This is a genomic window from Pseudomonas sp. GW821-FHT04C07 (assembly GCF_059420325.1).
The window spans coordinates 150,112-172,323 of sequence record NZ_JBWKTM010000004.1 but is presented as its reverse complement, the minus strand read 5'-3'; the positions used below and the strand labels follow the sequence as shown (position 1 = coordinate 172,323).

Below are 22,212 nucleotides of genomic sequence, written 5' to 3'. Positions count from 1 at the left end.
CTATTGGATCGCGGTTAAGCATTCTACGACCGCTTCGCGCTCGGACGCAGCCTGGCGGCAGCTGCTACAGGTGCTTCGCTTGATTGGCAGGCAATAAAAAGCCCGACATCATCATCGGGCTGGAGTTGGCCAGGCAGGCCGGTAATTCGCTAAATCGCAACGGCACAGGTTCCGTGGCACTGATCTTACGCTTGGCATTCGCTCAAAGCGTTCATGTTTTTCTTTGTGGTGCTTGCCAGCTTAGCTCGATAAACGAAGAGCGATGCGGGTTAGGGCGACTTTTCTAAATATTGACTCTATGAATGATCAAACATGGATTGGCATGTTGATGATCTCTGCAGCGCTGGCATGACTGCAAAGTCGAGTTTCAACCAGCATTTTGGGCGATTGACAATTGCCTGAAATTCCGTGAAGGTGGCGTACCCAAATCAAACGGGCGTATGAAATGAGCGTTTGTATTACAGACGGCTCCTACAGAATCCCGACTATCGCGTTGGCGGGTGTGCCTGGCGGATTGGCGTAGCATCGACGGTAACGTCAATGCCGAGCCAGAAGTTAGCGTCCGACGTGTACTGTTCAGCTTCCATATCGTGGAGATCAGTTGATGATTTACGAAGGTAAAGCCATCACGGTTAAGGCTCTTGAAAGTGGCATCGTCGAATTGAAATTCGACCTCAAGGGTGAGTCCGTCAACAAGTTCAATCGTCTAACCCTGAACGAATTGCGTCAGGCCGTAGACACTATCAAGGCAGATGCTTCGATCAAGGGTGTGATCGTCAGCAGTGGCAAGGACGTGTTCATCGTCGGTGCCGACATCACCGAATTCGTCGACAACTTCAAGCTGCCTGATGCAGAGCTTGTTGCAGGCAACCTCGAAGCGAATAAGATTTTCAGCGATTTCGAAGACCTGAATGTTCCGACCATCGCCGCGATCAACGGCATCGCTTTGGGCGGCGGTCTGGAAATGTGCCTGGCAGCGGATTACCGCGTCATGGCCACTACTGCCAAAATCGGCCTGCCGGAAGTCAAGCTGGGCATCTACCCAGGCTTCGGCGGTACTGTACGTCTGCCACGAATCATCGGTGCCGACAACGCCATCGAATGGATTGCCGCCGGTAAGGAAAATCGTGCCGACGACGCGCTGAAAGTCGGCGCCGTCGATGCTGTGGTTGCTCCAGAGAAGCTGCAGGAAGCCGCACTGGAACTGATCAAGCGCGCCATTTCCGGCGAGTTCGATCACAAGGCCAAGCGACAGCCGAAGCTTGAAAAGCTCAAGCTCAACGCAATCGAACAAATGATGTCTTTCGAAACCGCCAAAGGTTTCGTAGCCGGTCAGGCGGGCCCGAACTACCCGGCGCCGGTCGAAGCGATCAAGACCATCCAGAAAGCCGCGAACTTCGGTCGCGACAAGGCACTGGAAATCGAAGCCGCCGGCTTCGTGAAACTGGCCAAGACCTCTGCTGCGCAAAGCTTGATCGGTCTGTTCCTGAACGATCAGGAGCTGAAGAAAAAGGCCAAGGCCTACGACGAAGTCGCCAAAGACGTGAAGCAGGCTGCCGTACTCGGCGCCGGCATCATGGGCGGCGGTATCGCGTACCAGTCGGCTTCCAAAGGCACGCCGATCCTGATGAAGGACATCAACGAGCACGGTATCGAGCAGGGCCTGGCGGAAGCCGCCAAGCTGCTGGTGAGCCGCGTTGATAAAGGTCGCATGACCGCAGCGAAAATGGCTGAAGTGCTCAACGGCATTCGTCCTACGCTGTCTTACGGTGATTTCGGTCACGTCGACCTGGTGGTCGAAGCGGTCGTCGAGAACCCCAAGGTCAAGCAAGCTGTTCTGGCTGAAGTCGAAGACAAGGTCAAAGAGGACACCATCCTCGCGTCGAACACTTCGACTATTTCCATCAGCCTGTTGGCCAAGGCCCTCAAGCGTCCGGAAAACTTCGTCGGCATGCACTTCTTCAACCCGGTGCACATGATGCCGTTGGTGGAAGTGATCCGTGGTGAGAAGTCCAGCGAACTGGCGGTTGCCACCACCGTTGCCTACGCCAAGAAAATGGGCAAGAACCCGATCGTCGTCAATGACTGCCCGGGCTTTCTGGTCAACCGTGTCCTGTTCCCGTATTTCGGCGGTTTCGCCAAGCTGGTCAGCGCCGGTGTGGACTTCGTCCGTATCGACAAGATCATGGAAAAATTCGGCTGGCCGATGGGTCCTGCGTACCTGATGGACGTTGTCGGTATCGACACCGGTCACCACGGTCGTGACGTGATGGCTGAAGGCTTCCCGGACCGCATGAAGGACGACCGCCGCTCGGCCGTCGACGTGCTCTACGAAGCCAAGCGCCTGGGCCAGAAGAACGGCAAGGGCTTCTACGCCTATGAGGCCGACAAGAGCGGCAAGCAGAAGAAGGTCGCCGACCCGTCGGTGCTGGAAGTGCTCAAGCCGATCGTCTTCGAGCAGCGTGAAGTGACCGACGAAGACATCATCAACTGGATGATGATCCCGCTTTGCCTGGAAACCGTGCGTTGCCTGGAAGACGGCATCGTTGAAACCGCTGCCGAAGCCGACATGGGTCTGGTCTACGGTATTGGTTTCCCTCCATTCCGTGGCGGCGCGCTGCGTTACATCGATTCCATCGGTGTTGCAGAGTTCGTTGCCCTGGCTGACCAGTACGCTGATCTGGGCGCCCTGTACCACCCGACCGCGAAGCTGCGTGAAATGGCCCAAAACGGCCAGCGCTTCTTCGGTTAAGCGCCCACACTAGAGCGAGAGTGAACTATATGAGCTTGAATCCTAGAGACGTCGTGATTGTCGACTTCGGTCGCACCCCGATGGGCCGCTCCAAGGGCGGCATGCACCGCAACACCCGTGCCGAAGACATGTCGGCGCACCTGATCAGCAAGCTGCTGGAACGTAACGTCAAGGTTGATCCGGCTGAAGTCGAAGACGTGATCTGGGGCTGCGTCAACCAGACCCTGGAGCAGGGCTGGAACATCGCCCGTATGGCGTCCCTGATGACTCAGATCCCTCACACCGCTGCCGGCCAGACGGTCAGCCGCCTGTGTGGCTCGTCGATGAGTGCGTTGCACACCGCTGCGCAAGCGATCATGACCGGCAATGGTGACGTGTTCGTCGTTGGCGGCGTCGAGCATATGGGCCATGTGAGCATGATGCACGGTGTCGATCCGAACCCGCACATGTCTCTGTACGCGGCAAAAGCCTCGGGCATGATGGGCCTGACCGCAGAAATGCTCGGCAAGATGCACGGCATCACCCGTGAGCAGCAGGATGCCTTTGGCGTGCGTTCCCACCAGCTCGCCCATAAAGCGACCGTCGAAGGCAAGTTCAAAGACGAAATCATCCCGATGCAGGGTTACGACGAGAACGGTTTCCTGAAACTGTTCGACTACGACGAAACCATCCGTCCGGAAACTACCCTGGAAAGCCTGGCGGCATTGAAGCCAGCGTTCAACCCCAAGGGTGGTACCGTGACGGCGGGTACTTCCTCGCAGATCACTGATGGTGCTTCGTGCATGATCGTGATGTCGGCGCAGCGTGCTCAGGACCTGGGTATCCAGCCAATGGCGGTCATTCGCTCGATGGCAGTGGCAGGTGTGGACCCGGCGATCATGGGCTATGGTCCAGTACCGGCAACACAGAAAGCACTGAAGCGCGCAGGTTTGGGTATTGCTGATATCGACTTCTTCGAACTCAACGAAGCGTTCGCTGCACAGGCGCTGCCGGTGCTGAAAGATTTGAAAGTGCTCGACAAGATGAACGAGAAGGTTAACCTGCACGGCGGCGCGATTGCTTTGGGCCATCCATTCGGTTGCTCCGGTGCGCGTATCTCCGGCACCTTGCTCAATGTGATGAAGCAAAATGGCGGCACCTTCGGTGTGTCCACCATGTGCATTGGTCTCGGCCAGGGCATTGCCACCGTCTTCGAACGCGTTTAAGCGTTTCGTCGATGGAAGCCGGGGCCTTGTGCCCCGGTTTTTGTTTTTCTGAAGATTTATTTTTTATGTGCAGGAGGGCCAGAACATGAATTTACTACCCGGGCTCTATGAGCATTACAAGGGGCCGCAATACCGTGTTTTCGCAGTCGCGCGGCATTCCGAAACCGAAGAAGAAGTGGTGTTCTACCAAGCTCTGTATGGCGATTACGGCTTTTGGGTGCGTCCCTTGAGCATGTTCCTGGAGTCGGTCGAAGTTGACGGCGAACAGGTGCCACGCTTTGCTTTGGTTCAGGCCGAACCAAGCCTTTTTTCCAGGCCATAAGCGCAGGTCGCGCAGAACCCTGCGCTTGACCTCACCTTGTTGCCACTATATATAGCGGTGCCGCGTCAGGCGCCAACCGCCTTTCACTTCTAGAATTCAGGAATTTTCTGATCCATGGGCAAATCGCTGGTCATTGTGGAATCCCCGGCTAAGGCCAAGACCATCAACAAGTATCTGGGCAACCAATACGTGGTGAAGTCGAGTATCGGCCATATCCGAGACCTGCCCACCAGCGGTTCGGCTAGCGCCAGCAAAGAGCCTGCTGCCAAGCGTGGCAAGGCCGCCGCAGGTGAAGCGCCCGCGCTCTCTCCGAAAGAGAAGGCGCGCAAGCAACTGGTCTCGCGCATGGGTGTCGATCCGGATCATGGCTGGAAAGCCAAGTACGAGATCCTTCCCGGCAAGGAAAAAGTCATCGAAGAGCTGCGCCGGCTCGCCAAAGATGCTGACACCATCTATCTCGCAACCGACTTGGATCGCGAGGGGGAAGCCATTGCCTGGCACCTGCGCGAAGCCATCGGTGGTGATGACAGTCGCTATAAGCGCGTGGTGTTCAACGAAATCACCAAGAAGGCGATTCAGGAGGCCTTCTCCCAGCCAGGCGAGCTGGACATCGATCGGGTCAACGCCCAGCAGGCGCGTCGTTTCCTCGACCGCGTGGTGGGCTACATGGTCTCGCCGCTGCTGTGGCAGAAGATCGCCCGTGGTTTGTCCGCAGGTCGTGTGCAATCGGTTGCGGTGAAGCTGGTCGTTGAGCGTGAGCGCGAAATTCGTGCGTTCAACCCGGAAGAGTATTGGGAAGTCCATGCGGACCTCGGTACCACCAAGGGCGCCAACGTGCGTTTTGAAGTGGCCCGTGAAAACGGCGAAGCCTTCAAGCCGCTCAACGAAACCCACGCCATGGCCGCACTGGAAAAGCTCAAGGCTTCCAGTTACACCATTGCCAGGCGTGAAGACAAGCCGACCAGCAGCAAGCCGTCGGCACCGTTCATTACTTCCACCCTGCAACAGGCCGGTAGCAACCGCTTGGGCTTTGGTGTGAAGAAAACCATGATGATGGCTCAGCGTCTGTACGAAGCGGGTTACATCACTTATATGCGTACCGACTCGACCAATCTCTCGGTCGATGCCGTGGAAATGGCGCGTACTTACATTGAAGGCGAGTTCGGCAGCAAATACCTGCCGGCCGCACCGAACGTCTACGGCAGCAAGGAAGGCGCGCAAGAGGCCCACGAAGCAATTCGTCCTTCCGACGTGAATACCCATCCAAGCAAGCTGGTGGGCATGGAACGTGACGCTGAGCGCCTCTACGAGCTGATCTGGCGCCAGTTCGTCGCTTGCCAGATGCTGCCGGCGCAATACCTGTCGACCACCGTCAGTGTCACTGCCGGCACCTTCGAGCTGCGGGCCAAGGGTCGTATCCTAAAATTCGACGGCTACACCCGCGTCATGCCGCAAATGACCAAGCCGGGCGACGACGATGTGCTGCCAGACATGGCCCAGGGCGATGTCATGAAGCTGATCAAGCTCGACCCGAGCCAGCACTTCACCAAGCCGCCTGCGCGTTATTCCGAAGCGAGCCTGGTCAAGGAAATGGAAAAGCGCGGTATCGGTCGTCCTTCGACCTACGCGGCGATCATTTCGACGATCCAGGACCGTGGCTACGTTGCACTGCATAACCGTCGTTTCTACTCCGAAAAGATGGGTGACATCGTTACCGAGCGACTGTCCGAGAGCTTCTCCAACCTGATGGATTACGGTTTCACCGCCGGTATGGAAGAGAATCTCGATGACGTCGCCCAAGGCGAGCGCGACTGGAAAAACGTGCTCGACGAGTTCTACGGCGACTTCAAGAAGAAACTCGAAGTGGCTGAAGGCGCGGAAAGCGGCATGCGTGCCAACGAACCGGTCATGACCGACATCCCGTGCGTCCAGTGCGGTCGTGCGATGCAGATCCGCACCGCCTCGACTGGCGTTTTCCTCGGTTGCTCGGGCTACAGTCTGCCGCCGAAGGAGCGTTGCAAGGCTACCGTCAACCTCGTTCCGGGCGATGAAATCGCCGCCGATGACGAGGGCGAGTCGGAGTCTCTGGTACTGCGCGGCAAGCACCGTTGCCCGATCTGCAGCACGGCGATGGATGCCTACCTGCTGGACGAGAAGCGCAAACTGCACATCTGCGGAAACAATCCGGATTGCGTAGGCTTCGAGATCGAAGAGGGTAATTATCGCATCAAGGGCTACGAAGGCCCGAGCCTGGAGTGCGACAAGTGTGGCAGCGAGATGCAGCTCAAGACTGGCCGTTTCGGCAAGTTCTTCGGTTGTACCAACGCGACCTGCAAGAACACTCGTAAACTGCTGAAAAGCGGCGACGCGGCGCCGCCGAAGATGGATCCGGTGAAAATGCCGGAACTCAAGTGCGAGAAGGTCAACGACACTTACATTCTGCGTGACGGTGCTTCCGGTCTGTTCCTGGCGGCGAGCCAGTTCCCGAAAAACCGCGAGACCCGTGCTCCGCTGGTGATCGAGATTGTGCCGCACAAGGATGAGATCGATCCGAAGTACCACTTCCTCTGCGAAGCGCCGAAGAAGGATCCGGACGGCCTGCCTGCCGTGATCCGTTACAGCCGCAAGACCAAAGAGCAGTACGTGCAGACTGAGGTTGACGGTAAACCGACTGGCTGGAAGGCATATTACGACGGCGGCAAGTGGACGGTTGAAGACAAGCGTCCATCAGCCAAGGCTTAAAAGGCGCTGTACACAAAAGGCCGCATGACAACCCTCGGGTTTTCATGCGGCCTTTTGTTTTGTGCTTGCGGGAAGCGGAGGTGATCCATGACACTGTCTGACCTGCGTGAAGCAATTATTTCGTTGTGGAGGCTGCCGTCATGGCCCACGAACTCTATACCCGTACCAATCAGAAAATTTATTTCGCCGGTCTTTCATTGGAAGCGCTGGCCAGAGCCGAAGAGGGGCGGGCGATTAACTCCCAGGCGCTGGTTCAGGCGGGGCGCGAGTCAGTGTTGTTTCACCTGTACGGTGCGTTGCTTGGTTTGTGTCATGAGATTGCGGGCTTTTACCGCCTGCCTCAGGCCAATGCGCCACGGGCGGAAATGCTACTGACTCGCGAAGTACTCGAAACCATTGCCATTCCCGAGCTGGCTGAATTGGTGGAATTGGCGCAAAACCCTGAAACCTGGCTGGCGAAGCTGCTGGCGGCGCATGCTGCGCTGTTTCAGCCGCCACGAGCGCCGCACAAACCCAAGGGTGATGTGACGCAGCCGTTGATCGTTGCGGTCAACCTCGATGAGGAAGTGGAGTCAGAGTTGAGTCGGGAAGAATTGGAAAGCTGGCGTCAGAACCTGAAAGAGCTGGCGATTCGGTTTCGGGATGGGCTTAACGAGTGTTGAGGTGACCTGTAGCAGCTGCCGAAGGCTGCGTTCGGTTCGGGCCGCGTTCGGACGAAGCAGTCGTAAATCCTGCCTCCACGGTTTGTCTGGAATACCGCAGAGTCTGATTTTACGACTGCTTCGCAGCCGAACGCAGGCTTCGCCAGCTGCTACAAGGACGCAGGCTTCGCCAGCTGCTACAATGCCGGCCTTTCGTGGAGAACAGACCTTTATGCCAACGTCCTTTCTAGAAATTGTTGAGTTGCCTGACGGCCGTATCGAGCTGCGCAGGGCTGAGGACGAGGGTTCTCTGGTTACTTTGAACTTTTCCGAAGATGCCAAAGCGTTTCTGCAAGGTCAGCACGTTGAAGTGGCCAAGGCCATGTTGAGCGTTGGTGTGCAGATGGCTGGACGTCTGGTTGAAGGCGAATTTGAGAGAGAAGACGGGCCACGGGTTCTTCACTGAGTCCGTTTGTCGGTTTTTTTGGTGCAATTCGTTGCTTCAAATCGGCTTCTCTATTCTTGAGAAGCCCCATGGTATTCAAGTTTCGTTACAGTCCTGTTGATCAACCCAGACGAATATTCAGGCTTTGCGCGTCCCCTGTGCGGGCAGCGCTGATCAGCTGTTGCCGTGCGCTGGGCGCCAGTGGATTGAGCCAGCTGACAACGGTGTGGCTGCGGCCCAGGCGCAACGCCTCGCAAGTCAGTTGCTGAGCGCTTTGTGTGCCTCGTGGTTGCAGAAGCAAAATCCGCTCGCGGTTCAATCCTGCGTCCCGTAGCCAGGCCTGGGTCAGGCTCGCTGGCGGGGCAATCAGTGTCAGCCAGCGAGCGTCCTGGTCCTGGCTCAACTCTCTGAGAATAGGGGCCAGCAGGTTCAGGCAGTTCCCGGCTGCACCGCGTAACGACAGTTCACTGAAAGCTTCGGGCTCGGCGCTCCAGGGCGACTCGACCACGTCTTTGAGGATCGGGGCGAGTGGCTGCGCCATAAACGCCTCGAACAGTGACAGTTGTGCTTGCTGTGGTGTGTGTGGGAACTGCATAAAGCCTCCTTTAGCGGCGAATGACGCCGACACTCAAGCCTTCGATCACCAGGTCCTGATCTTTCAGGTTCACTTCGATAGGGGCGAACTCGGGGTTTTCGGCAATCAGCCAGACTTTGCTGCCTTCACGCTTGAAGCGTTTCACGGTGACTTCATCGCCGATCCGGGCAACCACGATCTGGCCATTGCGCGCTTCGCGAGTGGTATGTACAGCGAGCAGATCACCGTCGAAAATGCCGACGTCTTTCATGCTCATGCCGTGTACGCGTAGCAGGTAGTCGGCACGAGGATGGAAGAAGGCAGGGTTGATGTTGCAGGACTCTTCGATGTGCTGCTGTGCGAGAATCGGTGCGCCGGCGGCAACCCGGCCGATGATCGGCAGGGTAGAGTCATCGCCTGCCTTGGCTTCGAAGCCTGGGATGCGAATTCCGCGGGAAGCGCCTGGCGTCATCTCGATTGCACCCTTGCGGGCCAGTGCCTTGAGGTGTTCTTCAGCGGCGTTGGGTGACTTGAAACCCAGCTCCTGAGCGATTTCCGCGCGAGTCGGCGGGTAGCCGTTGTCTTCGAGGCAGCGTTTGATAAAAGCCAGAATCTCAGCTTGGCGTGGCGTCAGTTTTAGCATTTCGATCGCTCTGTCTTTTTATACAGTGACTGGGATTATATACAGTGGATCGTTCTTGGCAATCCTCCTTTTTATCCAGTCCGCCGGGCGGTCGAATTGCAGCTGATCGTGCCATGAGTTACAGGACTGACTACACAGTCAGACTTGTGTGATTTAATAGGTGACTGACCGGCCGGAAAACGGACAGGCAGGCTTGACAAGGTAAAGTCTGAAACGTATGTTTCAAACAAGTGTTTGTCAGGCGGAGTAGCCATGGCCCAGTCCGAAACCGTTGAACGTATTCTCGATGCTGCCGAGCAGTTGTTCGCGGAAAAAGGGTTTGCCGAAACCTCATTACGGCTGATCACCAGCAAGGCCGGGGTTAACCTGGCGGCGGTGAACTATCATTTCGGTTCAAAAAAAGCGCTGATTCAGGCGGTTTTTTCGCGTTTCCTCGGTCCCTTCTGCGTCAGTCTCGATCGCGAGCTCGAGCGGCGTCAGGCCAAGCCGGACAACAAGCCGAGCCTGGAAGAACTGCTGGAAATCCTCGTCGAGCAAGCTCTGGTGGTTCAGCCACGCAGTGGCAACGACCTCTCTATTTTCATGCGTTTGCTGGGGCTGGCTTTCAGTCAGAGCCAGGGGCACTTGCGTCGCTATCTGGAAGACATGTACGGTAAGGTGTTCCGCCGCTACATGATGCTGGTCAACGAGGCTGCGCCGCGTATTCCACCTATCGAACTGTTCTGGCGCGTGCATTTCATGCTGGGTGCAGCGGCGTTCAGCATGTCGGGTATCAAGGCCCTTCGGGCAATTGCCGAGACCGATTTTGGGGTCAATACCTCGATTGAGCAGGTAATGCGTTTGATGGTGCCGTTTCTGGCGGCCGGTATGCGCGCTGAAACCGGCGTCACCGATGATGGCATGGCCACCGCACAGCTAAGACCGCGCAGTAAATCGACCCCAGCGGTCGCCAAGGTTTAGCCCACACGGGTGGGCGCGACTGCTTACATCCGCTAAGCTAGCCGCCTATGCCGACTCCAGTTTTAGATCCGCTCCATATCCTCTGCGCCGGCCCTCTATTGCCGGGCTTTGCCTGTGGCGATCCGGTCGTGCGTCTGCATCGGGCCGGGCTCATCGTTGATGTGCCGTGCGCGCATCCCGTTATTAAGGAATTTCTATGACATCTGGCCTGCAAGGCTCCTTGATGGTGGACGTCGCCGGTACCTGGCTGACGGCTGAAGATCGCCAATTGTTGCGCCAACCAGAAGTGGGTGGCTTGATCATTTTTGCGCGCAATATCGAGCATCCGCGCCAGGTGCGTGAGCTGAGTGCATCGATCCGCGCCGTGCGTGCGGACCTGCTGTTGGCGGTAGACCAGGAAGGCGGTCGGGTACAACGTCTACGCCAGGGCTTTGTGCGTTTGCCGGCGATGCGGGCGATTGCCGATAACCCCAATGCCGAGTATCTGGCCGAGCAGTGTGGCTGGATCATGGCGACTGAAGTGCTGGCGGTCGGCCTCGACTTGAGTTTCGCCCCGGTACTGGACCTGGACTATCAGCGCAGCGCTGTCGTGGGCAGTCGTTCATTTGAAGGGGATCCAGAGCGCGCGGCTTTACTGGCGGGAGCTTTTATTCGCGGAATGAACAGCGCCGGTATGGCTGCCACCGGCAAGCACTTTCCCGGTCACGGCTGGGCGGAGGCTGACTCCCATGTGGCCATACCGACCGACGAGCGCAGTCTGGAAGACATTCGCGCCAATGACCTGGTGCCGTTTGCCCGTTTGAGCAAACAGTTGGCGGCGGTGATGCCGGCCCACGTTATCTACCCTCAAGTCGATTCTCAACCTGCTGGTTTCTCTCGCCGTTGGTTGCAGGACATCCTGCGCGGTGAATTGCAATTTGATGGCGTCATCTTCAGCGATGACCTGTCCATGGCCGGTGCTCACGTAGTTGGCGATGCGGCGAGTCGAATCGAGGCAGCGCTGTCGGCCGGTTGCGATATGGGGCTGGTGTGTAACGATCGTGCGGCTGCCGAGCTGGCCTTGAGCGCCGCCCAGCGATTGAAGGTCACGCCGTCTGCGCGTATCGCGCGAATGCGCGGCAAAGCGTTCGCGACTAGCGAATACCGCCAGGATCCGCGCTGGCTGGCGGCCCTTGGCGCGCTCAAAGATGCCCAACTGATTGATTAAGGATTTTTGCAATGACGGTTTACGCGATTATTGGTGGCACTGGTCTCACTCAGCTCGAAGGCTTGAGCATTCGCCAATCGTTGCCGCTGGATACGCCGTACGGGACGCCTTCGGCGGACATCCAGTTTGGCGAATACGCCGGGCGTGAAGTGCTGTTTCTGGCGCGTCACGGCCATCCTCACCGTTTTCCACCGCATCAGGTGAATTACCGGGCCAATATCTGGGCCTTGAAACAGGCGGGTGCCGAGGCGATTCTGGCGGTCAACGCAGTGGGCGGAATTCATGCGGCAATGGGCACAGGGCATTTTTGTGTGCCCCACCAGCTCATTGATTACACCAGCGGTCGTGAACACACCTACTTTGCCGATGATCTTGAGCAGGTTACTCACATCGACTTCAGCTATCCCTACAGCGAACCACTGCGAGAGAAGCTGATCGCCGCGCTGGCGGCTGAGGGTTGTGCCTACAGCAGTCATGGCGTGTATGCCTGCACCCAGGGGCCGCGTCTGGAAACCGTAGCCGAGATCGCCCGACTGGAGCGCGATGGTTGCGATATCGTTGGCATGACCGGCATGCCGGAAGCTGCACTGGCTCGTGAGCTGGATCTGGCTTACGCGTGTCTGGCACTGGTGGTGAACCCGGCGGCGGGCAAGTCCACCGCGGTGATCACCATGGCCGAGATCGAGCAGGCGTTGCATGATGGTATGGGCAAGGTCAAATCGACCCTGGCGCGGGTATTGGCGGGCTGAGTTGTAGGAGCAGAGCTTGCTCCGGGCCGCGTTCCGACGATGACGATCTCAAGGACGCCATCGCCGGCAAGCCGTGCTCCTGCAGGATGGCGGTATAACCGGCGCCGCTATCCTTTTGACTTATGCGGCAGCGGCGCAAACAACGCCTCGATATCCTCACTCTGCAGCTTCCAGTCCCCGGCCACGCGTCCATCCAGCACTCCCGCCGCCAGGTCGGATTTTTCCTTTTGTAGATGCTGAATCTTCTCTTCGACGGTTCCGCGAGCAATCATCTTGTAGACGAATACCGGCTTCTCCTGACCGATGCGATAGGCGCGGTCGGTGGCCTGGTTTTCGGTGGCCGGGTTCCACCACGGATCGTAGTGGATGACGGTGTCGGCCTCGGTCAGGTTCAAGCCCACACCACCGGCCTTCAGGCTGATCAGGAAGATTTGCAGCTTGCCACTCTGAAATGCCTTCACCGGCGTGCGTCGATCCCGGGTTTGTCCGGTCAACAGTGCATAGGCGACGCCGCGGCGTTTCAGTTCCTCTTCGATCAGGGACAGCATCGAGGTGAATTGCGAGAACAGTAGAATGCGTCGACCCTCTTCGAAAAGCTCCTCGAGCATTTCCATCAAGCTGTCGAGTTTGCCGGACGAGCTGCCGCGCGCTGGTGGCGCCTCATTGACCAGTCGCAAATCACAGCAGACCTGACGCAGTTTGAGCAGCGCCTCGAGGATGATGATCTGGCTGCGGGCAACGCCTTTGCGGGTGATCTCGTCGCGGACTTTTTTATCCATGGCCAGGCGCATGGTTTCATAGACGTCACGCTGCGCTTCGTTGAGCTCGACCCAGTGGATGATCTCGGTTTTCGGCGGCAGTTCGGTGGCGACCTGTTCTTTGGTCCGGCGCAACAGAAAGGGTTTGATCCGGCCATTGAGATGCTGCAGCCGTACTTCACTGGCGCGTTTTTCGATCGGCACGCGGTAATCGCGATTGAAGGTCTTCACGTCACCGAGCCAACCGGGCAACAGGAAGTGAAACAGCGACCACAGTTCGCCTAAATGATTTTCCAGTGGCGTACCGCTCAAGCACAGGCGTTGCCGGGCATTGAGCTCGCGCGCGGCATGGGCAGCCTTGCTGTTGGGGTTCTTGATGTATTGTGCTTCATCAAGGATCAGAACGTGCAGCGGCAGGGCGGCGAGACGCTCGACATCTTTGGGCAGCAGCGCATAAGTGGTCAGGATCAGGTCGTAATCCGTCAACTCGTCGAAGTGCTTTTTGCGCCCGGCACCGTACAGCGCCAGAATTTTGAGTTGCGGGGTGAAGTGCGCCGCCTCATCAAGCCAGTTGGGGATCAGGCTGGTAGGCATCACCACCATGCATGGCCGGTCCAGGCGTCCCGCGTTCTTCTCGCTCAGCACATGGGCCAGGGTTTGCAGGGTCTTGCCCAGCCCCATGTCGTCCGCGAGGATCCCGCCGACTTCCAGTTGCCGCAGCGACTGCATCCAGCTCAAACCTTCCAGCTGATAATGCCGTAGTGTGGCGTTCAGTCCGTCGGGTGCAGTCGTTGTGTAGTCTTTGATGTCCCGCAGACGCTGGGCGAAGGTGCGGATGTGGTCGCCACCTTCCCAGAGCAGCGGCAATTCCTCCAGTGGGTTCAGGCGCGTTGCATCGGCGCTGCTCAAGCGCAGGGTGGTTGTGCCGGGCTCTTGCAGATAAAACTCGCCAAGGGTCGCCAGCACCGGCTTCAAACGGCCGAACGGCAGGGCCACCTGTAATGGGCCGTGCTCGGAGTTGGGGCGTTTGGGGATGTTCACCAGAATCAGCTCGTCGTCGCGGCGTTTGGCAAGCCGTTCCGGGTTGAGCAATTCGGTGTGCGAGCGCATCAGATTGAGCAGGATTGGCAGCAGGCTCAGCCGCTCGCCATTGACGATAATTCCCAGCTCAAGGTCGAACCAGTCCCGCTCAGGTGCTTCTTCAACTGTGGCATACCAGTCATCGACGGCCGTCAGATCAAAGCCGAAGTCCTCATCGATCTGCAGCTCCCAGCCTTGGCTGCGCAGCTTTGGCAGCTCATTGAGGGTGAGGGTCAGCCAGGCGCTGTCGTTGACCATCTCAAACAGTTCGCCGGCGCTTTCCGGGAGTGCCTTGCTTTGTCGGGTAGCGATCTTGAAACCCAGGATTCGAAGCTGTTCGCGATAGGCGTTTTCGACTTCGGGATGGCGTTTGATCCGCAGTGTTTGCTGCTCCTGGCGAATCAGGATGTCAGCATTCTTCTGGCCACTGACGTATTCATCCAGATAGTTGAAAGAGAGGGCGGCGCGATGCTGGATGTAGCGCTGCATTTTGCCGTTGCGCGGCTCGAAGGCGCTGAACTCAATGCTCGCAAGCCACAGACGCGGAACCGGTTGCACGTTATCCACTAACAGTTGTGGCAAGGCGGCCGGGCTACGGTTTTCCAGAACGGCCTGAAGCTTTTCCAGCAGTTCGGCATCTTGTGCGGCGGCCGGGTAAGCGAGGGTTTCCTGCACTTGCAGCAACACCGCCGCGCAGTGCTTGCAGTTGCTGCGGACCGGGCAGGTGCAGGTGGCATCGACCATCAGCAAGGTGCCTTTGGCTGACTCGCGCAAGCGAATGGTCTGACGGTAAACGTTGCCACCTGAGCCTTCGCAGCTGGCGGTGATCGTACTGTCGCCGGCCTGGATGATTCTGGCGCGCTTTTCCAGGGCGTAGCGGCGTCCACGCTCCAGGCTTTGTTCTTTGAATCGACTGACCCAGGAAGGTGCCAGAGGTTTGGTCAGGGTCGGGGACATAGGGACTTCAGTCAGTCCGGAATTTCAAGAGGGATTGGTGGCTTGGCCGGCGCCGAAAGCGAAGTGATCTTGATCAGCAGGCCCAGATGCCCGTTGTCGAGAAAGTTGAGTTGGCCATTTTTGGTGTGGCTGTTCTGCTTCAGTTGCTCGCTGGCGGTCACCAGGCCGTTGCTGTTGATCTGATTGATCCAGAACTCCGCGTCGACGTCAGTGAAACGTCCCAGTTTCAGGTTAAGCGTGCCCTCGATCGGGAATTGGCCGTATTGCTCCTTGCCAGCGCTGACCGCGATTTTGCTTGGCTCATCGTCCAGTTTTTGTTGCCAGGTTTTATGCAGAAGCACCGTGTAATCGCTGTTCGCCGCGAGCTTGGAGGCTTCGCTGTTGAGACTTGGCGAGCGTTCGTCTTGCGGTGCGATGCGCTGGGCACCAGCTGCCCAGTCTTCCGGTGCGGCTCGGCTGGCGATCGCCGGCACTGCGTTCTGGCGGATCAGAATCATTTCAACCAGATACAGGTTGTCGGCAAACGCCATGGGTGCGACCAGTGCCAGAAGCAAGGTCAGTGAGCGAAACAGGCGCATTCGGCGTCCTTCAAGCAGTTTTCGGAATGAGGCGCTCGAACAGCGCCTCCAATGTATTGAAACGCTCTTGCGCAGTTTCCATCGGCACCATGAATTTGAACAGCGTGGCGCCTTCGAATTTGTAGCGGTTGGGTTGGCCCTGGATCAGCTTGATCAGCACCAGTGGGTCGACCGGAGTTTGCGCCGCGAACTCGATACGACCGCCTTGCGGGCCGCCGTCGACCTTTTTGATGCCAAGCTGTTCGGCCTGCAGTTTGAGCAGGGTCAGGCGCACCAGATTCTTGGTCGGCTCCGGGAGCAGGCCGAAGCGGTCGATCATTTCCACTTGCAGATCTTTCAGGCCTTCTTCGTCGGTGGCTGAGGCGATGCGCTTGTAGAGAATCAGCCGCGCGTGGACGTCGGGCAGATAGTCTTCGGGAATCAACGCAGGCAAGCGCAGGTTGATTTCCGGGCCGCCGCCTAGCGGTTGATCGAGGTTTGGCTGTTCACCCTTGCGAATGGCTTTGACCGCACGCTCGAGCATTTCCATATACAGCGTAAAGCCGACCGCTTGAATCTGGCCGCTCTGACCGTCGCCGAGCAATTCGCCGGCACCGCGAATTTCCAGGTCATTGGTGGCAAGCACGAAGCCTGCGCCGAGATCCTGGGTGTTGGCGATGGCTTCCAGGCGCTTTTCCGCGTCCGGAGTGATTTGCTGGCGTGGTGGTGTCAGCAAGTAGGCGTAGGCCTGGTGGTGACTGCGACCGACCCGGCCGCGCAGCTGATGCAATTGAGCCAGACCGAATTTGTCGGCGCGCTCGATGATGATGGTGTTGGCGCTTGGAACGTCGATACCGGTCTCGATGATGGTCGAGGCGATCAGGACGTTGAAGCGCTTGTGATAGAAGTCGCTCATCACTTGTTCGAGTTCGCGTTCACGCATCTGCCCGTGGCCGATGCCGATCCTTGCCTCCGGCACCAGCTCGGCGAGGTCGGCGGCGCATTTCTCGATAGTCTTCACGTCGTTGTGCAGGTAATAGACCTGGCCGCCACGCAGCAGCTCGCGGAGCAGGGCTTCCTTGACTGTGCTCTTGTTCTGCTCCATGACGAAGGTGCGTACCGACAGGCGACGGGCCGGCGGGGTGGCGATGATCGACAGATCGCGCATGCCCGACACGGCCATGTTCAGCGTTCGCGGAATCGGCGTGGCGGTCAGGGTCAGGATGTCGACCTCACTGCGCAGGGCCTTGAGCTGTTCCTTCTGACGGACACCAAAACGGTGCTCTTCGTCGATGATCACCAGCCCGAGGTTTTTGATCTTCACGTCGTCTTGCAGCAGCTTGTGCGTGCCGATGACGATGTCGATCTTGCCTTCGGCGAGATCGGCGACCGCGGCGTTCACTTCCTTGGTCGACTTGAACCGGCTCATCACTTCCACGCTCACCGGCCAGTCGGCGAAGCGGTCGCGGAAGCTGTTGTAGTGCTGTTGGGCGAGCAGGGTGGTCGGCACCAGGATCGCTACCTGACGACCGCCGTGCACGGCGATGAACGCCGCGCGCATCGCCACTTCAGTCTTGCCGAAGCCCACGTCGCCGCAGACCAGGCGATCCATGGGTTTGGGGGCGAGCATATCGGCGCGCACCGCGTCGATGGTGGTTTGCTGGTCCAGGGTTTCTTCGAACGGGAAACCGGCACTGAAGGTGACGTAATCGGCTTTCGGGTCGGCGAAGGCGTAACCCTCGCGCGCCGCGCGACGGGCATAGATGTCGAGCAGTTCGGCAGCCACGTCGCGTACTTGCTCGGCGGCTTTGCGTTTGGCTTTCTGCCAGGTTTCCGAGCCCAAGCGGTGCAACGGGGCCAGGGCATCGTCGCTGCCGGTGTAGCGGGCGATCAAATGCAGGTTGGCTACCGGCACGTAGAGCTTGGCACCTTCGGCGTAGGCGAGGGTGAGGAATTCGGCGACCTGATTATCGATTTCCAGCGTCGCAAGGCCCAGGTAGCGGCCGACGCCGTGATCGATATGCACGACCGGCGCACCGTCACGCAGCTCGGTGAGGTTCTTGATGACCGCGTCGTTGTTGCCGTCGGCGCGCTTTTCCCGGCGGCGACGCTGCATCACGCGCTGACCGAACAGCGGGCTTTCGGCAATCAGCGCCAGTGAAGGATCATCCAGCACCAAGCCTTCGTCCAGCGGTGCGATAGTGATTGCCAAGCGATGTTTACTGGCGACAAAGTCCGGCCAGTTGTCGACGGTTTTCGGGCGCAGCTTCAGCCGTTCAAGCAGCTCCAGCAACACTTCGCGGCGACCGGCGGATTCGGCGGTAAACAGCACGCGGCCGGGAAACTCATCAAGGAAGCCGGCCAGCGCTGCCAATGGCTGATTGGCCTTGGCTTCGATAGCAAGATTGGGCAATGGCTGGGTCGGGAAGCGTTCGCGGCCGACTCCGGTTTCTATGTCCTGCTGGCTGGCGACGACGCGCGGCCAGTTTTTCAGGCGCGCAAAGCAGTCTTCCACCGGCAGGAACAGCTCGGCCGGTGGCAGCAATGGGCGCGACGGATCGACGCGACGCTCTTCGTAGCGGTTGCGCACATCGTTCCAGAAATTCTCGGCGGCCTGTTCGATGCCCGGCAGGGAAAACACCTGGGTGTCCTGGGGCAAATAGTCGAACAGGGTCGAGGTTTCGTCGAAGAACAGCGGCAGGTAGTACTCGATACCGGCCGGAGTAATGCCGCTACTCAGGTCCTGAAAGATCGGGCAGCGACGGAAGTCGACATCGAAACGCTCCCGGAAGCGCGCCTTGAAGCGCGTGACCGCATCCTTTTGCAGCGGAAACTCCCGCGCCGGCAGCAGCCGCACTGATTCGACCTTGTCGATGGAACGCTGGTTTTCCGGGTCAAAGGTGCGCAGGGTCTCGATTTCGTCATCGAACAAGTCGATGCGGTAGGGCAGTTTGCTGCCCATCGGGAACAAGTCGATCAGTGCTCCGCGGACCGCGAACTCGCCGTGCTCGTACACGGTATCGACGCAGCGGTAGCCACTGGCTTCCAGTCGTGTACGCATCTGCTCGACATCGAGCTTCTGGCCGATATCCAGTACCAGGCTGCTGCCGAGCAGGAATTTGGTCGGCGCCAGGCGATGTAGGGCCGTAGTGATCGGCACTACCAAAACGCCATGACTGAGCTCCGGCAACCGATACAGGCTGGCGATGCGCTGGGAAATGATGTCCTGATGCGGCGAAAACAGGTCGTATGGCAGGGTTTCCCAGTCCGGGAAATGCAGGACCGGCAAATCAGGCGCGAAGAAACTCAGCTCCTGTTCCAGCCGTTCGGCACTTTGGCTGTCGGCGGTCAGTAACAGGGTGAAGCGCTTGGCAGCGCTGGCAGCCTCGGCAATGGCCAGGCTCAGGGCGGCACCGGGCAGGTTGCCCCAGTGCTGTTTACCTGCGGCGGCAGGGAGTAGCGGTAGACGCAGAACGGGCACGGAAGGTTCAGCTCCAAGCGTTGCGACAAAGTCGACAATTGTAGCGGGCGAAGGTGCCAGCTGTCAGTTGCAGACTGCCAAACGAAGGGCGAAAACCACGTCGCGACAGGCGCGCATTGATCCGGCGGTGAGTCGGCGGCATAATGTAGCCCCTTTTTTCTGCCCCTACATGTGGAAGGTTCCCGTGACTCAGAAGCCCGACCAGTGTCTTGGTGAATGGATCGATCGTGAAGCGCTCGCTGAGGCGATGATTCCGCTTATCGGTCAGCTTTACCGCAATAACAACGTGGTGAGTTCGATCTATGGCCGCAGCCTGATCAATCGTTCAGTCATCGCGATTCTCAAAGCTCACCGCTTTGCTCGCCATCGCCAGTCCGACGACAGCGAATTGTCCGTCCACGAAACTTTCCCGCTGCTCAAAGCGATGAGCGAGCTCAAGCTCGGCGCCGCTTCGGTAGACCTGGGCAAGCTGGCCGTCAAGTTCAAGACCGAAGGCAATGGCCGTACTGCCGAGCAGTTCGTCCGTGACGAATTGGCCGATGTGGTTGGCAAGCAAAATGGTTCCGGGCGTAAAGGCACTGACGTTGTACTGTACGGCTTCGGTCGTATCGGCCGTCTGCTGGCGCGCATCCTGATCGAAAAAACCGGTGGTGGCGACGGCCTGCGTCTGCGCGCCATCGTTGTCCGCAAGGGCGCCGAGAACGATCTGGTCAAGCGTGCCAGCCTGCTGCGTCGTGACTCGGTTCATGGTCCGTTCGATGGCACCATCACTATTGATGAAGCCAACAACACCATCACCGCCAACGGCAATCTGATCCAGGTGATCTACGCGAAGAACCCTACTGAAGTGGATTACACTCAGTACGGCATCAACAACGCACTGCTGGTGGACAACACCGGCGTATGGCGTGACGCCGAGGGTCTGGGTCAGCACCTGTCCTGCCCGGGTATCGACCGCGTTGTTCTGACCGCGCCAGGCAAAGGCAAGCTGAAGAACATCGTGCACGGTATCAACCATGCCGAAATCACTGCTGACGACAAGATCGTTTCCGCCGCTTCCTGCACCACCAACGCCATTGTGCCGGTGCTCAAGGCCGTCAACGACAAGTTCGGCATCGTCAACGGTCACGTTGAAACGGTTCACTCGTACACCAACGACCAGAACCTGATCGACAACTTCCACAAAGGCGATCGCCGTGGTCGTAGCGCCGCGTTGAACATGGTAATCACCGAGACCGGTGCTGCCACCGCCGCTGCCAAGGCACTGCCTGAGCTGGCTGGCAAGTTGACCGGTAACGCGATCCGCGTTCCGACGCCAAACGTGTCGATGGCCATTCTCAACCTCAACCTTGAGAAAGCCAGCACCCGCGAAGAGATGAACGAGTACCTGCGCTACATGGCGCTGCACTCCGATCTGCATAAGCAAATCGACTACGTCAACTCGCAGGAAGTGGTTTCCACCGACTTCGTTGGCTCGCGTCACGCCGGCGTGGTGGATGCTGAAGCGACCATCTGCAACGATAACCGCGTTGTTCTGTACGTTTGGTACGACAACGAATTCGGTTACAGCTGCCAGGTAGTCCGCGTGATGGAAGACATGGCCGGTGTAAACCCGCCAGCGTTCCCGCGCTAAGCGATTGCACAAACAAAAACGCCCCGACTTGTCGGGGCGTTTTTGTTTGTGCGGGTTGCTTGGGGTTGAGATCGTCTGATCTGGCGTCTCGCGGGCAAGCCTCGCTCCTACAGGATTTGCGCAACCCATGCAGGAGCGAGGCTTGCCCGCGATCGATCTGTCAGGCGCCGCCGACTACAGACGCTTGCGCGGTGCGCAGCGCATGCTTGTTGCCACGGAACAACACCAGCGTTGCGACCAACCCAAGAACCGCTGCACCACTGAGCCAGATTCCCGGTGCCGCTTTGTTGCCCAGAACATGGATCAGGTAGGTGCACGCCGCTGGCGTGAATCCGCCAAAGGTCGCAGTCGCCAGGCTGTAGGCCAGGGAGAAGCCGGTCGTCCGTACTTCAACCGGCATGATTTCGGTCAGGGCTACCACCATGGCGCCGTTATACGAGCCATAAAGGAATGACAGCCACAACTCGACGATCAGCAAGTGGCTGAAGCTCGGGTTGGCCACCAGCCAGGACAGCGCCGGATAAGCCGTCAGCAGAGCCAGGATGGTCGCCGCCAACAGTAGCGGTTTGCGGCCGATCTTGTCGGAAAGCGCCCCCATGACTGGTAGCCAGAAGAAGTTCGATAGACCGATACAGACCGTGACCAGCAGCGCGTCCAGGTCCGACAGGTTCAGCTCGGCTTTGCCGAAGGTCGGGGTATAGGCGGTAATCAGATAGAACGACACAGTGGTCATCACTACCAGCGCCATGCCACCTAGCACCAGTCCAAAGTTCTGACTGATCGAGCGAACAATGTCCTTTAGGGTCGGGCGATGTTGGCGTGCCTGGAACTCCGGAGTTTCTTCCAGCGAACGACGAATCACGAAGATGACCGGCACGATCATGCAGCCGATCAGGAACGGCACGCGCCAGCCCCAGTCGCCCATTTGATCCGGGCTCAGCCAGTGGTTCAGGCCCACGCCGAGCAGACCGGCGAAGACCACCGCGGCTTGTTGGCTCGCGGATTGCCAGCTGACGAAAAAGCCTTTGCGGCCCACAGTAGCGATTTCTGCCAGATACACCGACACGCCGCCCAGTTCCACGCCGGCCGAGAAGCCTTGCAGCAGTCGACCGAACAACACGATCAGTGGCGCGGCGAGGCCCAGTGTGGCGTAACCCGGCACACAGGCAATCAGCACGGTGCCCGCGGCCATCAGTGCGAGGGTGATGATCAAGCCTTTGCGGCGGCCATGGCGGTCGATGTAGGCGCCGAGGAAAACTGCACCCAGTGGGCGCATCAGGAAGCCGGCCCCGAAGGTGGCCAGCGACAGCATCAATGACGCAAAAGCGCTATCGGCAGGGAAGAAGGTTTTAGCGATGGCCGTGGCGTAAAAGCCGTAGACCATGAAGTCGAACATCTCGAGAAAGTTGCCGCTGACAACGCGAAAAATCGCTTTGCCTTTGCCCGTATTCGAGGACATTTTAAGGTGCTCACTTTTGGCTGTCTTATTTGGAATCCCTGGTCTTG

The 22,212-nt window shown here is 58.5% G+C and carries 16 protein-coding genes; 10 read left to right on the top strand and 6 right to left on the bottom strand.

Features of this window, described 5'->3' with window-relative positions; genetic code table 11:
- The first annotated feature begins 604 nt into the window (after nucleotides 1-604).
- The 6 genes from fadB (at nucleotide 605) to AC07UI_RS09830 (ending at nucleotide 8,128) form a co-directional block, all read left to right on the top strand.
- The gene (gene fadB, locus AC07UI_RS09855; protein WP_494992309.1) at nucleotides 605-2,752 is read left to right on the top strand and encodes a fatty acid oxidation complex subunit alpha FadB; all 2,148 of its coding nucleotides are present in this window, start codon (nucleotides 605-607) and stop codon (nucleotides 2,750-2,752) included.
- Nucleotides 2,753-2,781: 29 nt separating this feature from the next.
- On the top strand, nucleotides 2,782-3,957 hold the full coding sequence (fadA, locus tag AC07UI_RS09850) for an acetyl-CoA C-acyltransferase FadA (RefSeq protein ID WP_494992308.1): 1,176 nt from the start codon (nucleotides 2,782-2,784) through the stop codon (nucleotides 3,955-3,957).
- An 85-nt stretch (nucleotides 3,958-4,042) separates the two neighbouring features.
- Nucleotides 4,043-4,279 (top strand): DUF1653 domain-containing protein, encoded by a 237-nt coding sequence (locus AC07UI_RS09845; protein WP_494992307.1) that lies wholly within the window; start codon nucleotides 4,043-4,045, stop codon nucleotides 4,277-4,279.
- A gap of 114 nt (nucleotides 4,280-4,393) precedes the next feature.
- Nucleotides 4,394-7,021: a type I DNA topoisomerase gene (gene topA / locus AC07UI_RS09840; RefSeq protein ID WP_494992306.1), complete on the top strand. Its 2,628-nt coding sequence runs from the start codon at nucleotides 4,394-4,396 to the stop codon at nucleotides 7,019-7,021.
- A 140-nt stretch (nucleotides 7,022-7,161) separates the two neighbouring features.
- Nucleotides 7,162-7,683 carry a DUF6586 family protein gene (locus AC07UI_RS09835; RefSeq protein ID WP_494992305.1) on the top strand — a complete coding sequence of 174 codons (522 nt, stop codon included), beginning with the start codon at nucleotides 7,162-7,164 and terminating at the stop codon, nucleotides 7,681-7,683.
- 211 nt (nucleotides 7,684-7,894) lie between these two features.
- The gene (locus AC07UI_RS09830) at nucleotides 7,895-8,128 is read left to right on the top strand and encodes a hypothetical protein (protein ID WP_494992304.1); all 234 of its coding nucleotides are present in this window, start codon (nucleotides 7,895-7,897) and stop codon (nucleotides 8,126-8,128) included.
- A gap of 100 nt (nucleotides 8,129-8,228) precedes the next feature.
- Here the strand turns inward: AC07UI_RS09830 and sulA are convergent, their stop codons facing one another.
- Together sulA and lexA are read right to left on the bottom strand one after the other, a co-directional pair.
- Complete coding sequence (gene sulA / locus AC07UI_RS09825) at nucleotides 8,229-8,702, bottom strand: SOS-induced cell division inhibitor SulA (RefSeq protein ID WP_494992303.1); 474 nt, start codon at nucleotides 8,700-8,702, stop codon at nucleotides 8,229-8,231.
- Between the two features lie 10 nt (nucleotides 8,703-8,712).
- Nucleotides 8,713-9,324 carry a transcriptional repressor LexA gene (gene lexA / locus AC07UI_RS09820; protein WP_494992302.1) on the bottom strand — a complete coding sequence of 204 codons (612 nt, stop codon included), beginning with the start codon at nucleotides 9,322-9,324 and terminating at the stop codon, nucleotides 8,713-8,715.
- Between the two features lie 252 nt (nucleotides 9,325-9,576).
- Between lexA and AC07UI_RS09815 the strand changes: the two genes are divergently transcribed.
- From AC07UI_RS09815 to AC07UI_RS09805, 3 genes are all read left to right on the top strand, one after another.
- Nucleotides 9,577-10,284 (top strand): TetR/AcrR family transcriptional regulator, encoded by a 708-nt coding sequence (locus tag AC07UI_RS09815; RefSeq protein WP_494992301.1) that lies wholly within the window; start codon nucleotides 9,577-9,579, stop codon nucleotides 10,282-10,284.
- Nucleotides 10,285-10,492: 208 nt separating this feature from the next.
- Nucleotides 10,493-11,491, top strand: coding sequence for a beta-N-acetylhexosaminidase (nagZ, locus tag AC07UI_RS09810; RefSeq protein ID WP_494992475.1), 999 nt, complete (start codon nucleotides 10,493-10,495; stop codon nucleotides 11,489-11,491).
- An 11-nt stretch (nucleotides 11,492-11,502) separates the two neighbouring features.
- Complete coding sequence (locus AC07UI_RS09805) at nucleotides 11,503-12,240, top strand: S-methyl-5'-thioinosine phosphorylase (protein ID WP_494992300.1); 738 nt, start codon at nucleotides 11,503-11,505, stop codon at nucleotides 12,238-12,240.
- A gap of 107 nt (nucleotides 12,241-12,347) precedes the next feature.
- On the opposite strand, the gene AC07UI_RS09800 is transcribed toward AC07UI_RS09805, so the two are convergent.
- The 3 genes from AC07UI_RS09800 to mfd are packed head-to-tail and all read right to left on the bottom strand — an operon-like array spanning nucleotide 12,348 to nucleotide 19,073.
- Nucleotides 12,348-15,035 (bottom strand): DEAD/DEAH box helicase, encoded by a 2,688-nt coding sequence (locus AC07UI_RS09800; RefSeq protein WP_494992299.1) that lies wholly within the window; start codon nucleotides 15,033-15,035, stop codon nucleotides 12,348-12,350.
- A gap of 11 nt (nucleotides 15,036-15,046) precedes the next feature.
- A complete protein-coding gene (locus tag AC07UI_RS09795; RefSeq protein WP_494992298.1) occupies nucleotides 15,047-15,613 on the bottom strand; it encodes a CsiV family protein in 567 nt (188 codons plus the stop codon).
- A 10-nt stretch (nucleotides 15,614-15,623) separates the two neighbouring features.
- The gene (gene mfd / locus AC07UI_RS09790) at nucleotides 15,624-19,073 is read right to left on the bottom strand and encodes a transcription-repair coupling factor (RefSeq protein WP_494992297.1); all 3,450 of its coding nucleotides are present in this window, start codon (nucleotides 19,071-19,073) and stop codon (nucleotides 15,624-15,626) included.
- Between the two features lie 169 nt (nucleotides 19,074-19,242).
- On the opposite strand from mfd, the gene AC07UI_RS09785 reads away from it, so the two are divergent.
- Entirely contained in the window at nucleotides 19,243-20,706 is a 1,464-nt protein-coding gene (locus AC07UI_RS09785; RefSeq protein ID WP_494992296.1) for a glyceraldehyde-3-phosphate dehydrogenase, read from the top strand.
- A 160-nt stretch (nucleotides 20,707-20,866) separates the two neighbouring features.
- On the opposite strand, the gene AC07UI_RS09780 is transcribed toward AC07UI_RS09785, so the two are convergent.
- Nucleotides 20,867-22,165: an MFS transporter gene (locus AC07UI_RS09780; protein WP_494992295.1), complete on the bottom strand. Its 1,299-nt coding sequence runs from the start codon at nucleotides 22,163-22,165 to the stop codon at nucleotides 20,867-20,869.
- Nucleotides 22,166-22,212 lie beyond the last annotated feature (47 nt).